The organism is Candidatus Zixiibacteriota bacterium (assembly GCA_034439475.1).
Taxonomy (GTDB): Bacteria; Zixibacteria; MSB-5A5; order GN15; family FEB-12; genus JAWXAN01.
On record JAWXAN010000017.1, the window covers coordinates 1 to 16,028 of the forward strand.

The 16,028-nt window shown below is 49.5% G+C and carries 10 protein-coding genes and 1 CRISPR repeat array; of the genes, 8 read left to right on the forward strand and 2 right to left on the reverse strand.

The features are described from left to right. Window positions 1–509, reverse strand: a 509-nt coding sequence (locus tag SGI97_01865) for a hypothetical protein (GenBank protein ID MDZ4722643.1), incomplete at its 3' end; no start/stop codon positions are given. 226 nt (window positions 510–735) lie between these two features. After that, window positions 736–2,022: a GAF domain-containing SpoIIE family protein phosphatase gene (locus SGI97_01870; GenBank protein MDZ4722644.1), complete on the reverse strand. Its 1,287-nt coding sequence runs from the start codon at window positions 2,020–2,022 to the stop codon at window positions 736–738. Window positions 2,023–2,142: 120 nt separating this feature from the next. Here SGI97_01870 and SGI97_01875 point away from each other — a divergent pair, with 120 nt between their 5' ends. The 8 genes from SGI97_01875 to cas2 all read left to right on the forward strand — a co-directional run bounded on the left by SGI97_01875 (window position 2,143) and on the right by cas2 (window position 13,089). Further along, complete coding sequence (locus SGI97_01875) at window positions 2,143–4,533, forward strand: protein kinase (GenBank protein MDZ4722645.1); 2,391 nt, start codon at window positions 2,143–2,145, stop codon at window positions 4,531–4,533. A 356-nt stretch (window positions 4,534–4,889) separates the two neighbouring features. After that, on the forward strand, window positions 4,890–5,546 hold the full coding sequence (cas5, locus tag SGI97_01880) for a CRISPR-associated protein Cas5 (GenBank protein MDZ4722646.1): 657 nt from the start codon (window positions 4,890–4,892) through the stop codon (window positions 5,544–5,546). Window positions 5,547–5,676: 130 nt separating this feature from the next. Beyond that, window positions 5,677–7,623, forward strand: a complete 1,947-nt coding sequence (locus tag SGI97_01885; protein ID MDZ4722647.1) for a hypothetical protein — start codon at window positions 5,677–5,679, stop codon at window positions 7,621–7,623. Between the two features lie 31 nt (window positions 7,624–7,654). Next, window positions 7,655–8,551, forward strand: a complete 897-nt coding sequence (locus SGI97_01890) for a type I CRISPR-associated protein Cas7 (GenBank protein ID MDZ4722648.1) — start codon at window positions 7,655–7,657, stop codon at window positions 8,549–8,551. Continuing rightward, window positions 8,548–10,779, forward strand: coding sequence for a DEAD/DEAH box helicase family protein (locus tag SGI97_01895; GenBank protein MDZ4722649.1), 2,232 nt, complete (start codon window positions 8,548–8,550; stop codon window positions 10,777–10,779). Before SGI97_01890 ends, SGI97_01895 begins: the two co-directional genes overlap by 4 nt. Before the next feature lie 73 nt (window positions 10,780–10,852). After that, entirely contained in the window at window positions 10,853–11,698 is an 846-nt protein-coding gene (gene cas4 / locus SGI97_01900; protein ID MDZ4722650.1) for a CRISPR-associated protein Cas4, read from the forward strand. Continuing rightward, the gene (cas1c, locus tag SGI97_01905; GenBank protein ID MDZ4722651.1) at window positions 11,695–12,726 is read left to right on the forward strand and encodes a type I-C CRISPR-associated endonuclease Cas1c; all 1,032 of its coding nucleotides are present in this window, start codon (window positions 11,695–11,697) and stop codon (window positions 12,724–12,726) included. Before cas4 ends, cas1c begins: the two co-directional genes overlap by 4 nt. Window positions 12,727–12,798: 72 nt before the next feature. After that, on the forward strand, window positions 12,799–13,089 hold the full coding sequence (cas2, locus tag SGI97_01910) for a CRISPR-associated endonuclease Cas2 (GenBank protein ID MDZ4722652.1): 291 nt from the start codon (window positions 12,799–12,801) through the stop codon (window positions 13,087–13,089). A gap of 195 nt (window positions 13,090–13,284) precedes the next feature. After that, window positions 13,285–16,027: direct repeats of the CRISPR family, unit length 31 nt; unit sequence GTCGCGCCCTTCATGGGCGCGTGGATTGAAA. Window position 16,028 lies beyond the last annotated feature (1 nt).

Here is a 16,028-nt window from a genome sequence, read left to right on the forward strand (position 1 = left end):
AGTGGGGTACCCGAGTGTAGGGGATCCAAGACGTCAGGATCACGGTCCGCCCCGCCACAGCGGTCCGCCACGGCGGACTGACCTACTTGAGACAAGACGTCAACACTGTCGTTGCGAGGAGTGACTTCTAAGGAACGACCCTCCACGCCTGCCCGCTGTGGCGGGGCGGGCAGACGCGGCAATCTCAGTTCGCTCGTCTCTGCCCGCGGTCCAATGAAGCTCGCTGCCTCATCCGGCAACTGCCGGACAAACTGATAATACACACCACTCTTAGTAAACCACATCGTTGCGCCATTGGCGCTAGCCCGATAGAGTATACTATCCGGCCACTGGCCGTTGTTTTGGGTGAAGGCCAGAGGCATGGTCGACATGCTTTGCATGACTGTGGCAGTTGAAGGAACGGATTCCGGGAGTGGTTGTATCGTCTCAGAATTAACTGAGGCACACAAAGCAAACAGTGCGAAGGCGATAACAAGTTTCATATGTTTTCTCCGGCATAGTAACGCCATTCTTATTTTGTTCCATTTCAAAGCTTTTGATAAAGACAGCCACACGCCTCAGAGGTTGGCAATTGTTTCAAAAAGAATCTATATCGAGACGAGTCACGATCATTCAGAGCGTACGGTATGAAAAGTAACGGAAAATGGCATAAAGTCAAGCAAAGAATGAGTTCAGGTCAGTTGGGAAAAGTGTGTCTACCTGGGTTGCGACACACGATGGAGGGGGAAAACGCTGCTAACGTACTTTGAGCGCGAGCATAGTTATATCATCGGACTGCTCGGTATCCTTCCTAAAATCATTCATACGGGCTAATACTGCTTGACAGATATCACGGGCGGGGAGGTGGCTATTTGATATGAGGGCGGCGGCAAGCGAATCATCGCCAAATTGTTCTTCCAATGAATTAAAGCACTCGGTGATACCATCGGTAAACAGAAACAATGTGTCCCCCGATGAGAGCGATATCTGGTGTTCGTGATAACTGAAGCCAGGGAGAACGCCTACGACCAGATCGGAGTCAGTATGCAATTCCAGACTGCTATCTTTGCGGACGACGATAACCGACGGATGCCCGGCGTTTGCATAGCGATATTTACCGAGAGCAGGTTCAAAGCATCCGAGAATCATTGTGATATACTGTCCTGGCTGAGTGAACTGGCAGATAAGCCTGTTGAGACTTTCGATCAGATTGACTAAATCTGCCGAATCGCTGCTTCCGGCATGGGAACGAATCACTGCCTGCGCATTCGACATCAGCAAAGCGGCTGGGATACCTTTGCCTGAGACATCCCCCAGCGAGAGGAGGATCGAGTTGTCCTTGAGCCGGATCATGTCATAAAAATCACCGCCCACCTGTTTGGCGGCGGAGTTAAATCCGAAAATCTCAAAGCCGGGATCGAGAATATTTCCTTTCGGCAAAAATCCTTCCTGGATTTTTCGGGCCAGGTCAATCTCGATCTGAATGTCACGAAGCTGGAGCTCTTTTTCAAAGAGCCGGGCATTCTCAATGATTTTGGCGCTTTGGGCTGCAACAATGGCCAGAAATCGCTTGTCGTTATCATTAAATCCATTGCTGTCGTTTTTGTTGACGAGAACAAGCAATCCGAGCAGTCCCTTCTGAGACAGAAGAGGGGCCGCCAAAATTGAGCGGATGCCAAGAGGCGCGAGGTCGATACCTTTAATGCGGTCATCTGTGTCGGGGCTGTTACTGATGAATATTGTCCTATTCTTAATCATCCAGCCGGTTAAGGTAACGTCGACATGGAAGGGAAGCTCGGTAATTGTGGGGTCGTTCCGGCGTACAAAAGTGACAGCCTTGTCATCGGCTTTATCTTCGGATTTTAGTAAATAAACGGCTCCCTGTGTGGTATGGACATGTTTCAGGCAATGGTCGAGGGTTATCTGGGTTATCTTCTCGAGGGGCATTGAGATATTGGTGGCAATAGCAATTTTGTTAAGGACAGACAGTTCTTCGACCGCCCTCTTCATTCGCGTCAATTCTATATCTGAAATCTCTGGCATATATCACCTAATTGTGTTTACATTTAGCCGAAACCAATATGAAGTATATCTCAGAAATTGAGCAAAATCAATGATTTACGATGTGAACAGCAACCAAATGTTACTGAGAGATTCGAATCGATGCTGAAACAGGGCGCTCTCTTTAGCCACTATACGATCGACGCGGTGCTTGGCGAGGGGGGCATGGGGATTGTGTACCGTGCGATTGATCCCAGCCTCGACCGGGTAGTTGGGCTAAAACTACTCAATGAAAAGTTTTCTCATTCGGCGGTTTATCGCGCGAATCTCTCGGCTGAGGCTAAGCTCGCCGCTAGAATAGACTCTCCGCATGTTGTCAAAATTTGGGAGCACTCGACTTTCCAAGATCAGCCGTATATAGCGATGGAGTATATCGACGGAATAGATCTTCGTTCAGCCGCCAGGGACAAAGATTTCGGCTACAAGCTCGACGTGGCAAAACAGGTTGGAAGAGGAATCAAGGACGCACATCAGGCAGGCCTTATTCACCGCGACCTCAAGCCTGAAAATATTAAGGTAACCGAGATCGGAGCGGTGAAGATTCTTGATTTCGGTCTGGCGAAAGTTATCTCAACTGATTCTGTCGATCAACAAGGGGATGTTGAAGGGACACTTCATTATCTGTCCCCCGAACAGTTATCGGGCCAGCCGCTGACATTTAGTTGCGATCAATTCAGTTTCGGAGCGATTTTGTATGAACTGTTTACCGGTGTCCGACCATTTGAAGGGGAATATGCCGCGAGTATCATGTATTCGATTCTACATGAGGAACCAATCCCGCCGTGTGAACGCAAGAGCGATCTGCCCCAATGGGTAAATGCGCTTGTCATGACGCTCATGGCAAAAAACCCGCAAGGACGCTTTGAGAATATTTCTGCCGCCCTCGATTTCATAAACAGTTCTCAGCGCGGATCAAATGGCGCAAGCGAAGCCGTCCCATATTCACAAGCTAAACAGAAGGTAACTGTTATTGACCTGAAGAATCTGTCCGGAGATGTGACTTGGGATTATTTCTGTTTGGGCTTTACCGAAGATGTTATTCGTGAGATTTCACGCCGCACCGATCTCATTATCAGCGCGGAGCCAGCGACTTCTCAGACCCGCGACATACAGGAGATGTTCAAAAAATGCCGATCGGATTTTATTATCACCGGCTCGCTTATGAAATGGCAGGAGAGTCTTCGTCTGCAGTTGAGCATATACTCATCGAAGGAGAATAAACTGGTCGCGGGAGAGACATACGAGGGTGCCGCATCGAAACTGTTCCAACTTCTCTTTAAAGCCGCCGAAGCGACATCGATATCACTTGCGACAATAACCGGTGTGGCGCCAATTCCGGTTGATGACTACTTGAAAACCGATGTCTCGGCCTATGATTATTACCTGAAAGGCAAGAGCTACTATCAGACCAACACGGCCGACGATCTTAAACTTGCAGTGAAACTTTACACAAAGGCTCTGGAAATAGAACCAAATTTTGCGCTTGCCCATACTGGTCTTTCAGATGTGTACACGTTTCAGTATATGGCCTTTTTCGACAGAACAACCGAACGGATAAATCAGGCAAAACTCGAGGCAATTACAGCCCTTAAAATTGACTCCGCGCTTCCCGAGGCGCACCGTTCGCTTGGGCGTTATTATATGTTTACCGGCGATATGGCAAATGCCGAGAAATGTTTTTATGCCGCCGTTGAATATAATCCGAAATATGCTGTCGGCTTCAGAACGCTGGCTTGGTTGAAACGCGAAGGTGGTGATTATGAATCGGCGACGCAGTGGGCGAAAAAATCCTTGGAGCTTGCGCCGACTGACCTTGAGACACTTTTGCTTTTGAGTCTCATCAGTATGGATCAAAGGAAATTTACCGTCGCGGTGGCAACCCTCCATCGCGCAATCGAGCTTGGCCCCGATTACGGACGGGCCTATTACAACCTCGGCGTGGTCTACATGAAACTCGGCGTGTTTGATCTTGCGCTCGAAAACTTTCAACTTGCAATCAAATATCAAGGGGATCCAAACTGCTATATCGATGCGGGCTATATCCATATTCTCAACAAAGATTTTGCTTCGGCCAAGACAAAGTTTGAAGAGTCTATTAAAGCTGACTGCCTGCTTTTTGTCTCACACTACTATCTCGGATTTCTCGACCAACTTGAAGGAAGCGCCCATACATCGAAAGAACATTTTTCGCACGTTATAGCGCTTACCCCCGATAGTACCAACGGCAAAGCAAGCGATCAGCATATACAGGTCTATCGCGCGATGGCTTTTGCCGGGCTGGGTGACAACGATAAGGCATTGACAATTTTGAACACTATCCAAAGCGACGCGCATATTAACGGCGAAGTTCTCTGTAATATGGCTCGTTGCTATGCTTTGCTTGGACAAACGGCGGAAGCAAGCCGCGCTCTTCACCAGTCCTTTACCGCGCATGCCGGGCCGACAGAACGCGAAGTCGCTCTCGACCCGCACTTTGCGGAATTATCGGATTGACAGAAGAAATTAATTAATCAGCTAAATTTTCACTGACAGAATCTGTCAGTGGGCTCATATATCATAATTCCGAGAAGCTTCTTGTTTGCAGATAGGGCAGGGAGCTATGTTGTGTGCGGCACGCACAGCGACCGTAGTATATTTTTTGTAAGAGGATTATCTATGGCTGATGATAGGCCGGATTATTTATCACATTCACGCAGTGATTCGGGTAGGATGTCACCATTGAGGGAACATCTGGCTGATGTGGCTGCTCGGGCGGAGGAATATGCGAGTATATTTGGGGCTGGGGCTTGTTGCTCGATCGCTAAGTACTTAGGATATATGAAATTACGTTACGAAAGGAGAACGCATTCATGAAGAGCTACGAAGTACAAATGGAAATCGCTGGCCCGGCGGCGATGTGGACACGTCCAGACACAGGGGCGGCACAAATCTCTTACCCCGCTCCGACGTTTTCCGCGGCAAAGGGTATGTTCGAAGCTATCGCTAAATTAGACAGTGCCACTATTAGGCCAAAGAAGGTCGAGATATGCAAGCCTTTGCAATATTCTAAATACACAACCAATTATGGTGGACCGCTCAGAAAAAGGAATCAAATTACGTTAGGCTCCTCCTACCAATTGCCTGCAATAATTTTGATCGATGTTTGTTATCGTCTATATGGTGTTGTGGAAGAAGTAAGAACGAACACTCGACCGACAAACCATCTCCACGCGCTTCAGGACATGTTTAATCGTCGGCTTCTCAAAGGACAGAGCTATTCTACACCTTGCCTTGGATGGAACGAGTTTACGCCCTCGTATGTCGGATCCTTTCGCCAAGTTGATTCGGAAGGGAATAAGATTGAGGTGCAAATCTCAATGAATGAAATTATTCCATCTATGCTCCATGAGGTTTTTGATTCACTCTCTCATGGAGCCGTTGCGCCGCGTTTCAGGCAGAATGTGATGATCACCAACGGAGTGCTCTCCTACGAAGAATCAGAAATTGAGGTTACTCATGCTCAATGAAGTTTATCATTTATCTAAAAGCCTTAGCGCAAGCGGACTACAGGCGCAGAAAGGACACACTTGGATTCAGCCGCTTACGACTGGGAAGGGCTCCCCTTTTTTTATTTTGAGGATAAGAGAGGACGGATCGGTGGGGTCTATCGAATATCAAGGCAAAGAAAAAATGGCGAACTACTGGCAGGTCAAACAGAGCAATCATTCGCGTTTTCCGATTCTCAACATTGAGTCTCCCTTTTGGTCCGTTGATTCTGAGACATATGAGACAAAAATCTTGAATGAGGACGAATCAGCCAAGAAATGGGCTGCAATGCGAGATCTCTGTGGCGGAAACGCTCTTGCTTATGATTCGCAGCAGTTAAAGAAATTAGAGGGTCAGTTTGGTGGCATTCCAGACCAGATTTTAACGGCAATGAAAGGAAATGTGAGTGAAGACAACCTTTTTCATAAGCTGCACAATCGTTTATTACAAGGTCAGAAAACACGGGGAGAAATTAGCGACGTTGTTCGTTCGATAACTGATGCCATAATGGAAGATTACAAAAGCGGGGCGATGAGTCCTAACGCGCGTGATTTCGCAGGCGAATTGCTTTTGGGGAAATGGAATAAGAATACTTCTCAACTTGAATCCACCAAAGTAACTGTTCTCCTGGATTTTCATGATTATGAGGCCGTTGGCAGTATCTACTCGGCAAGCTCGAGAAAACAACTAAATCACTGCCTTTTGGATACCGAGACGACGGAGCAATCAGAGACAGTGTGCGCTCTGACCGGTGAGAAGATTCCAGTTGAGACACTCAAATCGCCTCAACCCACCCTGCCAAAGATCGGTCTTACTTACTTGATGTCCATGAACAAGGATGCCGACTGTCATTACAGGTATCGTTTGATTTCAACAGGTATTATTCCCATAGGTGTCGACACCTACCGAGAGTTAACGAACTCGCTACAAAAAATTACCGAGCCTGCAAAGAGAGGACTGACGTGGAATGCAATACCAAGTCCGAAGCCAAAAGGGGTCGATTTACTTATCATCTATCTTGAGACGCTGCCTGAGGCAGACCTACAAATGGCAAGTATGTTCTCGGAAGCTCCGCAAGAAGAGCAAAGAGAAAATGCCTTCGAGCATATCTGTAAGACTGTATGTGAAGCTCTCAGGGGAAATCCGGCGATTGAACCACATTCAGCTTTGCGGCTGTTCGTAATCTCCGCCATTGATCCAGGAAGAAAGCAAATGGTTGTGAACACATCATTTACTGTCCGCGATGTATTTCTTGGAGCAGAACAATGGGAAACAGGTTCGTCGAACGTTCCCCTATTTTCACTGCCTGTCAGAATTGACAGTACGACAACTCAGCAGACAACTCAAATGCCGTCACCGGCTTCAATAATGGAGTTGTTCAAATCTCAATGGAACAGATTAGGGCATGGAAGATCGGATGTAAGCGGTATCACGCTTTCTGAAGTTTACGATGTGTATATACCAGGCAGTCCTCGAATGAGACGCAATTCAAAAAAGTTGTTGCGGTTACTTCTTTTGCGAACTGAACCACTCTTGATCGGGATCGGGGGTGTTATTAAAAACCCCGGCGAGAATGAAAAAAGCTGGAAGGATTTTACTGCGATGGCGCGAAACCATTGCTTAGCAGTAGTTGCATTTCTAGGAATATTATTATCAAAACTCGACATAACAAAGGAGAAGTATATGTATGAAGTTCCGTTTAACGTGGGAAGGATGCTCAATTTAGCCGACACCCTTCACCATGAATATTGTAAAATTGTTCGTAAATCAGTGCCGATGCGATTGATGGGCAATGCTCATTTGTCCGTCGCGCTTAATAATCCTGAGAAGGCGTTGTCAATGCTCGCAGAACGCATAGGAATCTATCAGGCGTGGGCAACTACGGCTAAATCGGACTCAGTAGGAGGCGAGATAGATCCGAGGCAAGCAAAATTGACTTTGGAACAACTTGGTCTAATCGTTGAACTATTAAAAGGGAAAACTATACCGTCGAAGGCAGCAGACTCTGATCGGGCGCAGATACTTTTAGGCTATCTCGCCCGCCACGAAAAAGAGTAAAACCTAAACACCAATCTAAGTGAGGAAGACGATGCCAAACATTAAAAATGCAGACGAAGTAAAGCGGGCCAGTGGACTGCTCATTATTGAAGTAATCAATTCAAATCCTAATGGAGATCCGGACAGAGAAAGCGATCCTCGTCAGAGACCTGACGAGCGCGGAAAAATTTCACCAGTCTCCTTTAAGCGAAAGCTTCGGGATTTAGTCCAGCCCGATATAACGGACACAAAGAGAACCCCGGTGTGGGATGCAATTTCACGAACATTTACTCCTGTTTTGAGCCCAGATGACTATTGGATTCTTGAATCCAGAAGTCGAGAGCGAAAAAAGATAGAAAAGGAATTGGCTGATAACACTTTTGTCTCGAAGTATTGGGACGGAAGATTATTTGGAAACACTTTTCTCGAGGAGGGTGCCTCCAATTATATCAAAACAGGAGTTGTGCAAGTCGGCATGGGAGTTTCAGTGTCCCCGGTATTTATCGAGCGCGACACCAATACGAACAAGGCAGGTGTCCAGGAAGGTAAGACCCGTGGAATGGCGCCGCTCGGCTCCCGATATGTGCAGCATGGCGTTTATACAATGCCATTCTTCGTCAACCCCTCAGCAGCTTCTCGATCCGGCTGTAAGCAGGTAGACGTTGACCTCATGTTGAAACTCATTCCATACGCCTATTCCCATAACTTGTCAACTGCCCGACCGTTTGTAGGGATACGTCATGCCTGGTACATGGAACATAAGTCGCCTCTGGGTTCATGCTCTGATTTTTCTCTCATAGAAAAATTGACGCCTCGCCGAAAGGGCGATGATTCAGAGAAACCATCGACATCTTGGTCTGATTACCATGTTCCAACAGATGTCGGCGAACTACGAACAAAGCTCGCTGATTTCCGTGATCTTATGTTGCAAGTGGGAGAAGATGCATGACCTATCTAGCGCACAGCGCGAGACCGGAGAAGGGAATTCCCGAACAGCCATATTCCATTCACATTCAGAACGTCTCCTGTCGGGCTATCACCAATGCTCGGAGAATGCTGGAGTATTACTCAGGTGAGAGAGAAGTGTTTGTATCGGATATCCTCATTGCGGCTACCTACCACGATTTGGGAAAACTTGATTCGCGGAATCAGGAAGCAATGAAGAACGGAGGAAGAAAGAAGTTGACCCTTAATCATGTTGATGCGGGAACTGCTCACCTTCTCACAAACCTAAAACGTTTTGAATCTGCTTTGCTTGTCTATGCTCATCACGTTGGCTTGATCTCGAATGGAACGGAAATTAGCAAAGGCCGTTTATTCATGCGAGATAGCGAAATTGCTAAAGTGACTGATACACATTTGAGGAATTACCTAGCCAATCATTATCAGACTCTTGAGAGTGCCGAGGAGCCATCTGGTGGTAACTGCAAAAGGACCGGCATTGAGCGCCGCCTCTCGCTCTCATGTTTGGTTGATGCGGATCATAGTGATACGGCACGTCATTATGGAGAAAAAGAACCGACTGATTTTCCAAAGGTACGATGGAAGGAGCGAATTGCCGCCTTAGATGCGTATGTCGCAGAGAAAGCAAGAAAAGCGCGAGAATCAGACCAATCCCAATCCCAGGAGGCACGGACATCTCTGCGATCTGACATTTATCAGGCAAGTTGCGAAATCGATCCCACGCAACTCATTCGCTCCTGTGATGCGCCGGTCGGGAGCGGTAAGACGACCGCTGTCATGGCGCACATGCTTCGATTGGCTAAGGAGATGGAACTTCGGCATGTCTTCGTAATTCTTCCGTACACGAATATCATTCAACAATCAGTCGAGACATACAGAAAGTGTTTGGTGTTAGAGGGAGAAAATCCTGAAGAAATAGTCGCCGAGCACCATCATCAAGTTGATTTCGAATGCGAAGATTTCAGATATCTTACAACACTATGGAAAGCGCCAATTATTGTCACAACTGCGGTACAATTCTTTGAGACACTTTCGCACTACAAACCGGCACAATTGAGAAAATTGCATGAATTGCCCGGATCGGCAATTTTCATAGACGAATCGCACTCTGCGTTACCGACCCACATCTGGCCGCAAACGTGGCTGTGGCTTAAAGAGTTGTGTCAAAATTGGAGCTGTCGATGTGTTCTTGCTTCGGGCTCTTTGACAAGGTTTTGGAACCTAAAAGAATTTATTGAACCTACCGAAGAGATAACGGACATCATTCCTGATGCCCTAAGAGAAAGAGCGATTCAACTTGAAGGAAAACGGATTTGCCCATTAAGGCATCCTCCCGTTCTTGAACGAAAAGAACTTCTTGATTTCATCCTTTCTAAACCTGGTCCGAGACTGGTAATTCTTAACACTGTCCAGTCTGCCGCGGTCGTGGCACACGAGTTAAAAAAGGAGTCGAAAGGGCTGACCTTGCATCTATCCACAGCGCTCTGTCCCATCCATCGGGAGCTAATAATTGAAAGAATTAAGAAGTTGTTGGATTCCGCAAAGAATACTGATTGGACATTAGTTGCTACGAGTTGCGTTGAAGCAGGCATGGACTTTTCATTCAAGACTGCTTTTCGCGAATCATCTTCGACAGCATGTCTGATTCAAGTTGGCGGGCGGGTCAACCGCAATTCCGAGGTCGAGGGGGGAGGAGCAGTATGGGATTTCCGCGTCCGACCTGACGGGGTGATTAGCGCCCATCCTGACTTTGAGGATTCGGCCAGAATACTCGGCCGATTGTTTGATGAAGGGAAGTTCGATAAATTAAGAGACGGAAGGAGTTCGCCTGCCGAGATAGTAACCGAGGCATTGCGAAGAGAAGTATTGCTCAATGGATCATCAAAAGCGCAGGAAATCAGAAAACAGGAAAGATCGCCAGAATATCCTGACGTCTCAAAGCTATGTAAAATTATCACGGCTGAAACACGTCTTGTCGTCATAGACAAGAAAATTATCCAGCAACTGGAAGATGGCCAAAAACTTTCATCGAAAATTATCCAAAAGAACAGTGTGAGGCTTTGGTCGTCAAAGCTCAAAAAGCTGGATATCTTGCCAGTTGACGGGTCGGATGAGCTCTACAAATGGACTACCGCTTATGATCCGGACTTTCTCGGAATTGTGGAAGGACTCCTTCCTTTAATATACGCCAGAGAGAAGGGACTAGTTATTTAGCCTCCCCTCCTGGCTCTTTCACAACTGAATCTTTCCCTTATGGGAGCGCTCAAAAACGAGAGGAGATATGACCATGAATCTACACTCCGCGCCCCGCTACTCCGAAGATGATCTGCTTCCCATTTCAGCTCTCCAGCACCTCGTCTTCTGCGAACGGCAGTGGGCGCTCATATATATCGAAAATATTTGGGCCGAGAACCGTCTGACCTCCGAAGGCGCACAGCTTCACCAGCATGCCCACGAACCCGACTCCGAGACCCGCCATGGCGGGCAGGCCCACCCTGTTCATATCACGCGGAGTCTTCGCGTTCACTCATTCCAGCATGGTCTGAGCGGAATATGTGATGTCGTCGAGTTTCATCTCTCCGAGGCGAGCTCTCAGCAAACATCGTCGAATGACTCGGCGAGCGAAAGTGTGCCGCAAACAGACATGATATCGCCTCCCCGAGTCGCGACAAGTACGGATTTGCCGCCCGCTATTCCTCTCGATAACCTGTCCGGTCTCTGGCGTCCGTTTCCCATCGAATACAAACGCGGCAAACCAAAATTCGATCACTGCGATGAGGTTCAGCTTTGCGCCCAGGCAATCTGCATTGAAGAAATGCTTGGTGTGAGCGTCCCCAATGGCGCAATTTTTTATGGGCAGACACGGCATCGACATGCGGTATCGTTCACGCCGGCTCTTAGACAGGTCACAGAACAAACGGCGGCGCGAGTTCATGAGCTGACCGCAATTGGCAAAACCCCTCCCCCAGTTTACGAAAAGAAGTGTCGCAGTTGTTCTCTCATCGATATCTGCATGCCAAAAGTAACCGGAAGCAAACGAAATCCTGTTTCGTATCTAAACAAAATAATTGCCGACATTGCAGCCGAATCTGCTGTAATGCCAGTGGAACCACGGGGGGAGGAAGGGAAATGAAACATCTGCTTAACACACTCTATGTCACCACAAGCGGTGCGTATCTTTCTCGCGATGGAGAAAGCGTCCAGGTCTCCATCGACCATGAGACCAAACTCCGCGTCCCCATCCATACCATAAGCGGTATTGTCTGTTTTGGACAAGTGAGTTGCTCGCCTCCGCTACTTGGGTTGTGTTGCGAACGGAATGTCATGGTGAGTTTTCTCAGCGACTATGGCCGCTTCTGGGCCAGAGTCCAGGGGCCGGTGTCCGGAAATGTGCTCCTGCGCCGCGAGCAATATCGAAGAGCCGATGATCGCGCTTTCTCCTCGGTACTCGCACGAGCCATCGTTATCGGGAAAATTGCCAACTCACGAACCGTGTTGCTTCGCGCGGCCAGGGAAACCGCAAACGAGACTGTCTCCACTCAGCTTGGCAACACCGCACGCCAACTGGCGCGGCATCTTGCCGATCTAAAGGAACTCGTGGACCTTGATGTGGTGCGTGGAACCGAGGGGCTTGCCGCCGCAGGATATTTCAATGTGTTCGATTTGCTCATTACTTCGCAAAAGGGGGATTTTTATTTCCGTGGTCGGAACCGGCGCCCTCCGCTTGATAATGTCAATGCCCTACTATCTTTTTTCTATACACTGCTCATGCACGATGTCGTTTCGGCTCTCGAAGCGGTCGGCCTTGATCCAGCTGTCGGTTTCCTGCACCGAGACCGGCCGGGACGGCCGGGATTGGCGCTCGATATAATGGAGGAATTGCGTCCTATTCTCGCCGACCGACTTGCGCTCTCGCTTATCAACCGCAAACAACTCACCGCCGCAAATTTTAGCAAAAGTGAATCTGGCGCAGTGACGATGGATGATAAGGGACGCAAAATTGTTCTGGTGGCATATCAGGAAAGGAAACGCGAAGAGATACAACATCCTTTTATCGATGAAAAAGTTGCCATCGGACTTCTGCCCCATGTGCAGGCAATGCTGTTGGCGCGTCATCTTCGCGGCGACCTTGAAGTGTATCCGCCATTTGTTTGGAAATGAAAATTAGTGAATTGTATCTGAAACGCCCGCCTGCGTTGGCGGAAATGGAACGAGATTGTGAGGTGATATGAGATGATGGTTTTGGTAACGTATGATGTCAGCACCGAATCAGAAGGCGGCAAACGACGGCTGCGACGAGTTTCGAAAGTATGCAGTAGCTATGGTCAGCGGGTTCAAAACTCAGTCTTCGAGTGTCTGGTCGATCCGGCGCAGTGGACAAAGCTTTGGTTTACTCTGCAGAGCATCATCGATGTTGAGCGGGATAGCCTTCGCGCCTACTATCTGGGGGCAAATTATAAACGACGCATAGAGCATATCGGGGCAAAAGCGACTTACGATCAAGAGGGGCCGCTTATTATTTAGTCTGTCAAGGCGTATCCGCGTATGTAAAGCTGATGAGGTTTTTGCATTGAGTCCGCGATATCGGATAACCTTATACAAGGCTGAGACTTGGAGGTGCGTCGTGCTCAAGCTTTAGTGTATGCTCGCAAGTTTTTGCTTGGTTACGCGGAATCGATGTGTTAAATAATAGTCGTATCGGAGGTTAACTCAGATACTGTCGCGCCCTTCATGGGCGCGTGGATTGAAACTGACAGCCTCCGCTATCTGGGCACTATCAAAATAGTCGCGCCCTTCATGGGCGCGTGGATTGAAACTCAAGGACGGACTGCTCCGTCCGGGCAGATTAGCGTCGCGCCCTTCATGGGCGCGTGGATTGAAACCGCCAACCGAACGGGTGATAGTTGCGGTATTAGGTCGCGCCCTTCATGGGCGCGTGGATTGAAACCCAGCATCCGATGTGGCAATGCTTGGAGGCGGCGTCGCGCCCTTCATGGGCGCGTGGATTGAAACTGTCTTCATCTTCATTCTCCTTCTGCCCTCTCGGTCGCGCCCTTCATGGGCGCGTGGATTGAAACGTTCCACCGCTGTCCTGATGAGGTCTGATTGGCCGTCGCGCCCTTCATGGGCGCGTGGATTGAAACTATAGCAGTCCTTATAATGTGCGGCACTCCGGCCGTCGCGCCCTTCATGGGCGCGTGGATTGAAACCGCGGTTGTGGTACACCACCAGCACGTAACTCCACGTCGCGCCCTTCATGGGCGCGTGGATTGAAACAATCGTCGTTCCGTTTTCGCGTTTGATTTTGAGGTCGCGCCCTTCATGGGCGCGTGGATTGAAACGGCCGAAAGACGGCCAGCGGCATTAACGTTCACGTCGCGCCCTTCATGGGCGCGTGGATTGAAACTATCACAGCCGGAGTTAATTACTATCCTGTCCACGTCGCGCCCTTCATGGGCGCGTGGATTGAAACATCACCGCGACATACGCGGCGAAGCAAACTGTAACGTCGCGCCCTTCATGGGCGCGTGGATTGAAACTCATATGACATCCGCAAAAACGTATGGCTGTCCATGTCGCGCCCTTCATGGGCGCGTGGATTGAAACTCCAGCATGGCCAGGCCTTCCCGTGACAGGTGCGTCGCGCCCTTCATGGGCGCGTGGATTGAAACTTGCCCATGTTTATGTCGGCGATGGCCGCGAGAGGTCGCGCCCTTCATGGGCGCGTGGATTGAAACAGGAATACGCTCAATATGCGTTCCGTACCGTAGTCGTCGCGCCCTTCATGGGCGCGTGGATTGAAACACAGGGGAAGGTTGAAATGCTTTTCGCGGATGTTGTCGCGCCCTTCATGGGCGCGTGGATTGAACCTCTGTCTACTCGCCATCGCCCGAATCACAGGCGACGTCGCGCCCTTCATGGGCGCGTGGATTGAAACTCTGATGGTCGGCAAATTCTGCCGGATATAATCTCGTCGCGCCCTTCATGGGCGCGTGGATTGAAACAAAAACGTTATCACCGATGATAATCCGTTATCAGTCGCGCCCTTCATGGGCGCGTGGATTGAAACATACATCGCTGGAGCTACTGGCGCTGGCAGGATTAGTCGCGCCCTTCATGGGCGCGTGGATTGAAACGGAAGACACAAGAAAAGCCTAAGACGCCCCAAGGTCGCGCCCTTCATGGGCGCGTGGATTGAAACTGCGACACGTATCGGAATTGCAGTATGAAATATCGTCGCGCCCTTCATGGGCGCGTGGATTGAAACTTAGACGCGCTCGCCTACATCGAACTGGCGAGAAGTCGCGCCCTTCATGGGCGCGTGGATTGAAACTATCATCTTCTCCCCCATATCGCGTCGACCGCTGTCGCGCCCTTCATGGGCGCGTGGATTGAAACGTGTCAACAACGGATGCTGAGCGGTCGGTTGTGGTCGCGCCCTTCATGGGCGCGTGGATTGAAACGTGTCCCTACGCTATACCCGCCGGTCACGCTGTAGTCGCGCCCTTCATGGGCGCGTGGATTGAAACGTGTCCCTACGCTATACCCGCCGGTCACGCTGTAGTCGCGCCCTTCATGGGCGCGTGGATTGAAACACAAGAGTAACTCCAGCAGTGACAGAGCCCACAGCACGTCGCGCCCTTCATGGGCGCGTGGATTGAAACCTTCCCAAGTGGAATCAAGAGGAGCACACGATATGGTCGCGCCCTTCATGGGCGCGTGGATTGAAACTCTGATTCTATCGCGCCGATAGGCTGAAGAACCACGTCGCGCCCTTCATGGGCGCGTGGATTGAAACTATTTTAGCCCGTGTACAACGGTCCGGGGCTAAAAAGTCGCGCCCTTCATGGGCGCGTGGATTGAAACACTTCTACCATTATCGACACACCTCTAAGCCCTAGTCGCGCCCTTCATGGGCGCGTGGATTGAAACTACGGCCAAAGCGGAGAATGATAAGGCAATCGAGAGTCGCGCCCTTCATGGGCGCGTGGATTGAAACCCGATAGGCGAAACAGACACCTTCCCGTGACCAGTCGCGCCCTTCATGGGCGCGTGGATTGAAACGGAGACCACCGTACCGATGAATATCACCCGATATAGTCGCGCCCTTCATGGGCGCGTGGATTGAAACGTAACATGATACGATTGATACAAACGGAAAAAAAGTCGCGCCCTTCATGGGCGCGTGGATTGAAACTTGATAATCGACCGATTAAATGAAAAACGTACCGGTCGCGCCCTTCATGGGCGCGTGGATTGAAACCCGCTCTGCATTATGACGAGCTTGCCCCGAAAATGTCGCGCCCTTCATGGGCGCGTGGATTGAAACGGAAACGCGCTCAGATACGTCTACCGATTCCGAAAGTCGCGCCCTTCATGGGCGCGTGGATTGAAACACACTGTCTGGCGGAGAGTCTACCGGACGAGATTGTCGCGCCCTTCATGGGCGCGTGGATTGAAAC

Bases quoted from the DNA above. Each gene is read 5' to 3' on its own strand.
- SGI97_01870 (MDZ4722644.1), bottom strand. From the start codon at position 2,022: ATGCCAGAGATTTCAGATATAGAATTGACGCGAATGAAGAGGGCGGTC.
- SGI97_01875 (MDZ4722645.1), top strand. From the start codon at position 2,143: ATGCTGAAACAGGGCGCTCTCTTTAGCCACTATACGATCGACGCGGTG.
- cas5 (MDZ4722646.1), top strand. From the start codon at position 4,890: ATGAAGAGCTACGAAGTACAAATGGAAATCGCTGGCCCGGCGGCGATG.
- SGI97_01890 (MDZ4722648.1), top strand. From the start codon at position 7,655: ATGCCAAACATTAAAAATGCAGACGAAGTAAAGCGGGCCAGTGGACTG.
- SGI97_01895 (MDZ4722649.1), top strand. From the start codon at position 8,548: ATGACCTATCTAGCGCACAGCGCGAGACCGGAGAAGGGAATTCCCGAA.
- cas4 (MDZ4722650.1), top strand. From the start codon at position 10,853: ATGAATCTACACTCCGCGCCCCGCTACTCCGAAGATGATCTGCTTCCC.
- cas1c (MDZ4722651.1), top strand. From the start codon at position 11,695: ATGAAACATCTGCTTAACACACTCTATGTCACCACAAGCGGTGCGTAT.
- cas2 (MDZ4722652.1), top strand. From the start codon at position 12,799: ATGATGGTTTTGGTAACGTATGATGTCAGCACCGAATCAGAAGGCGGC.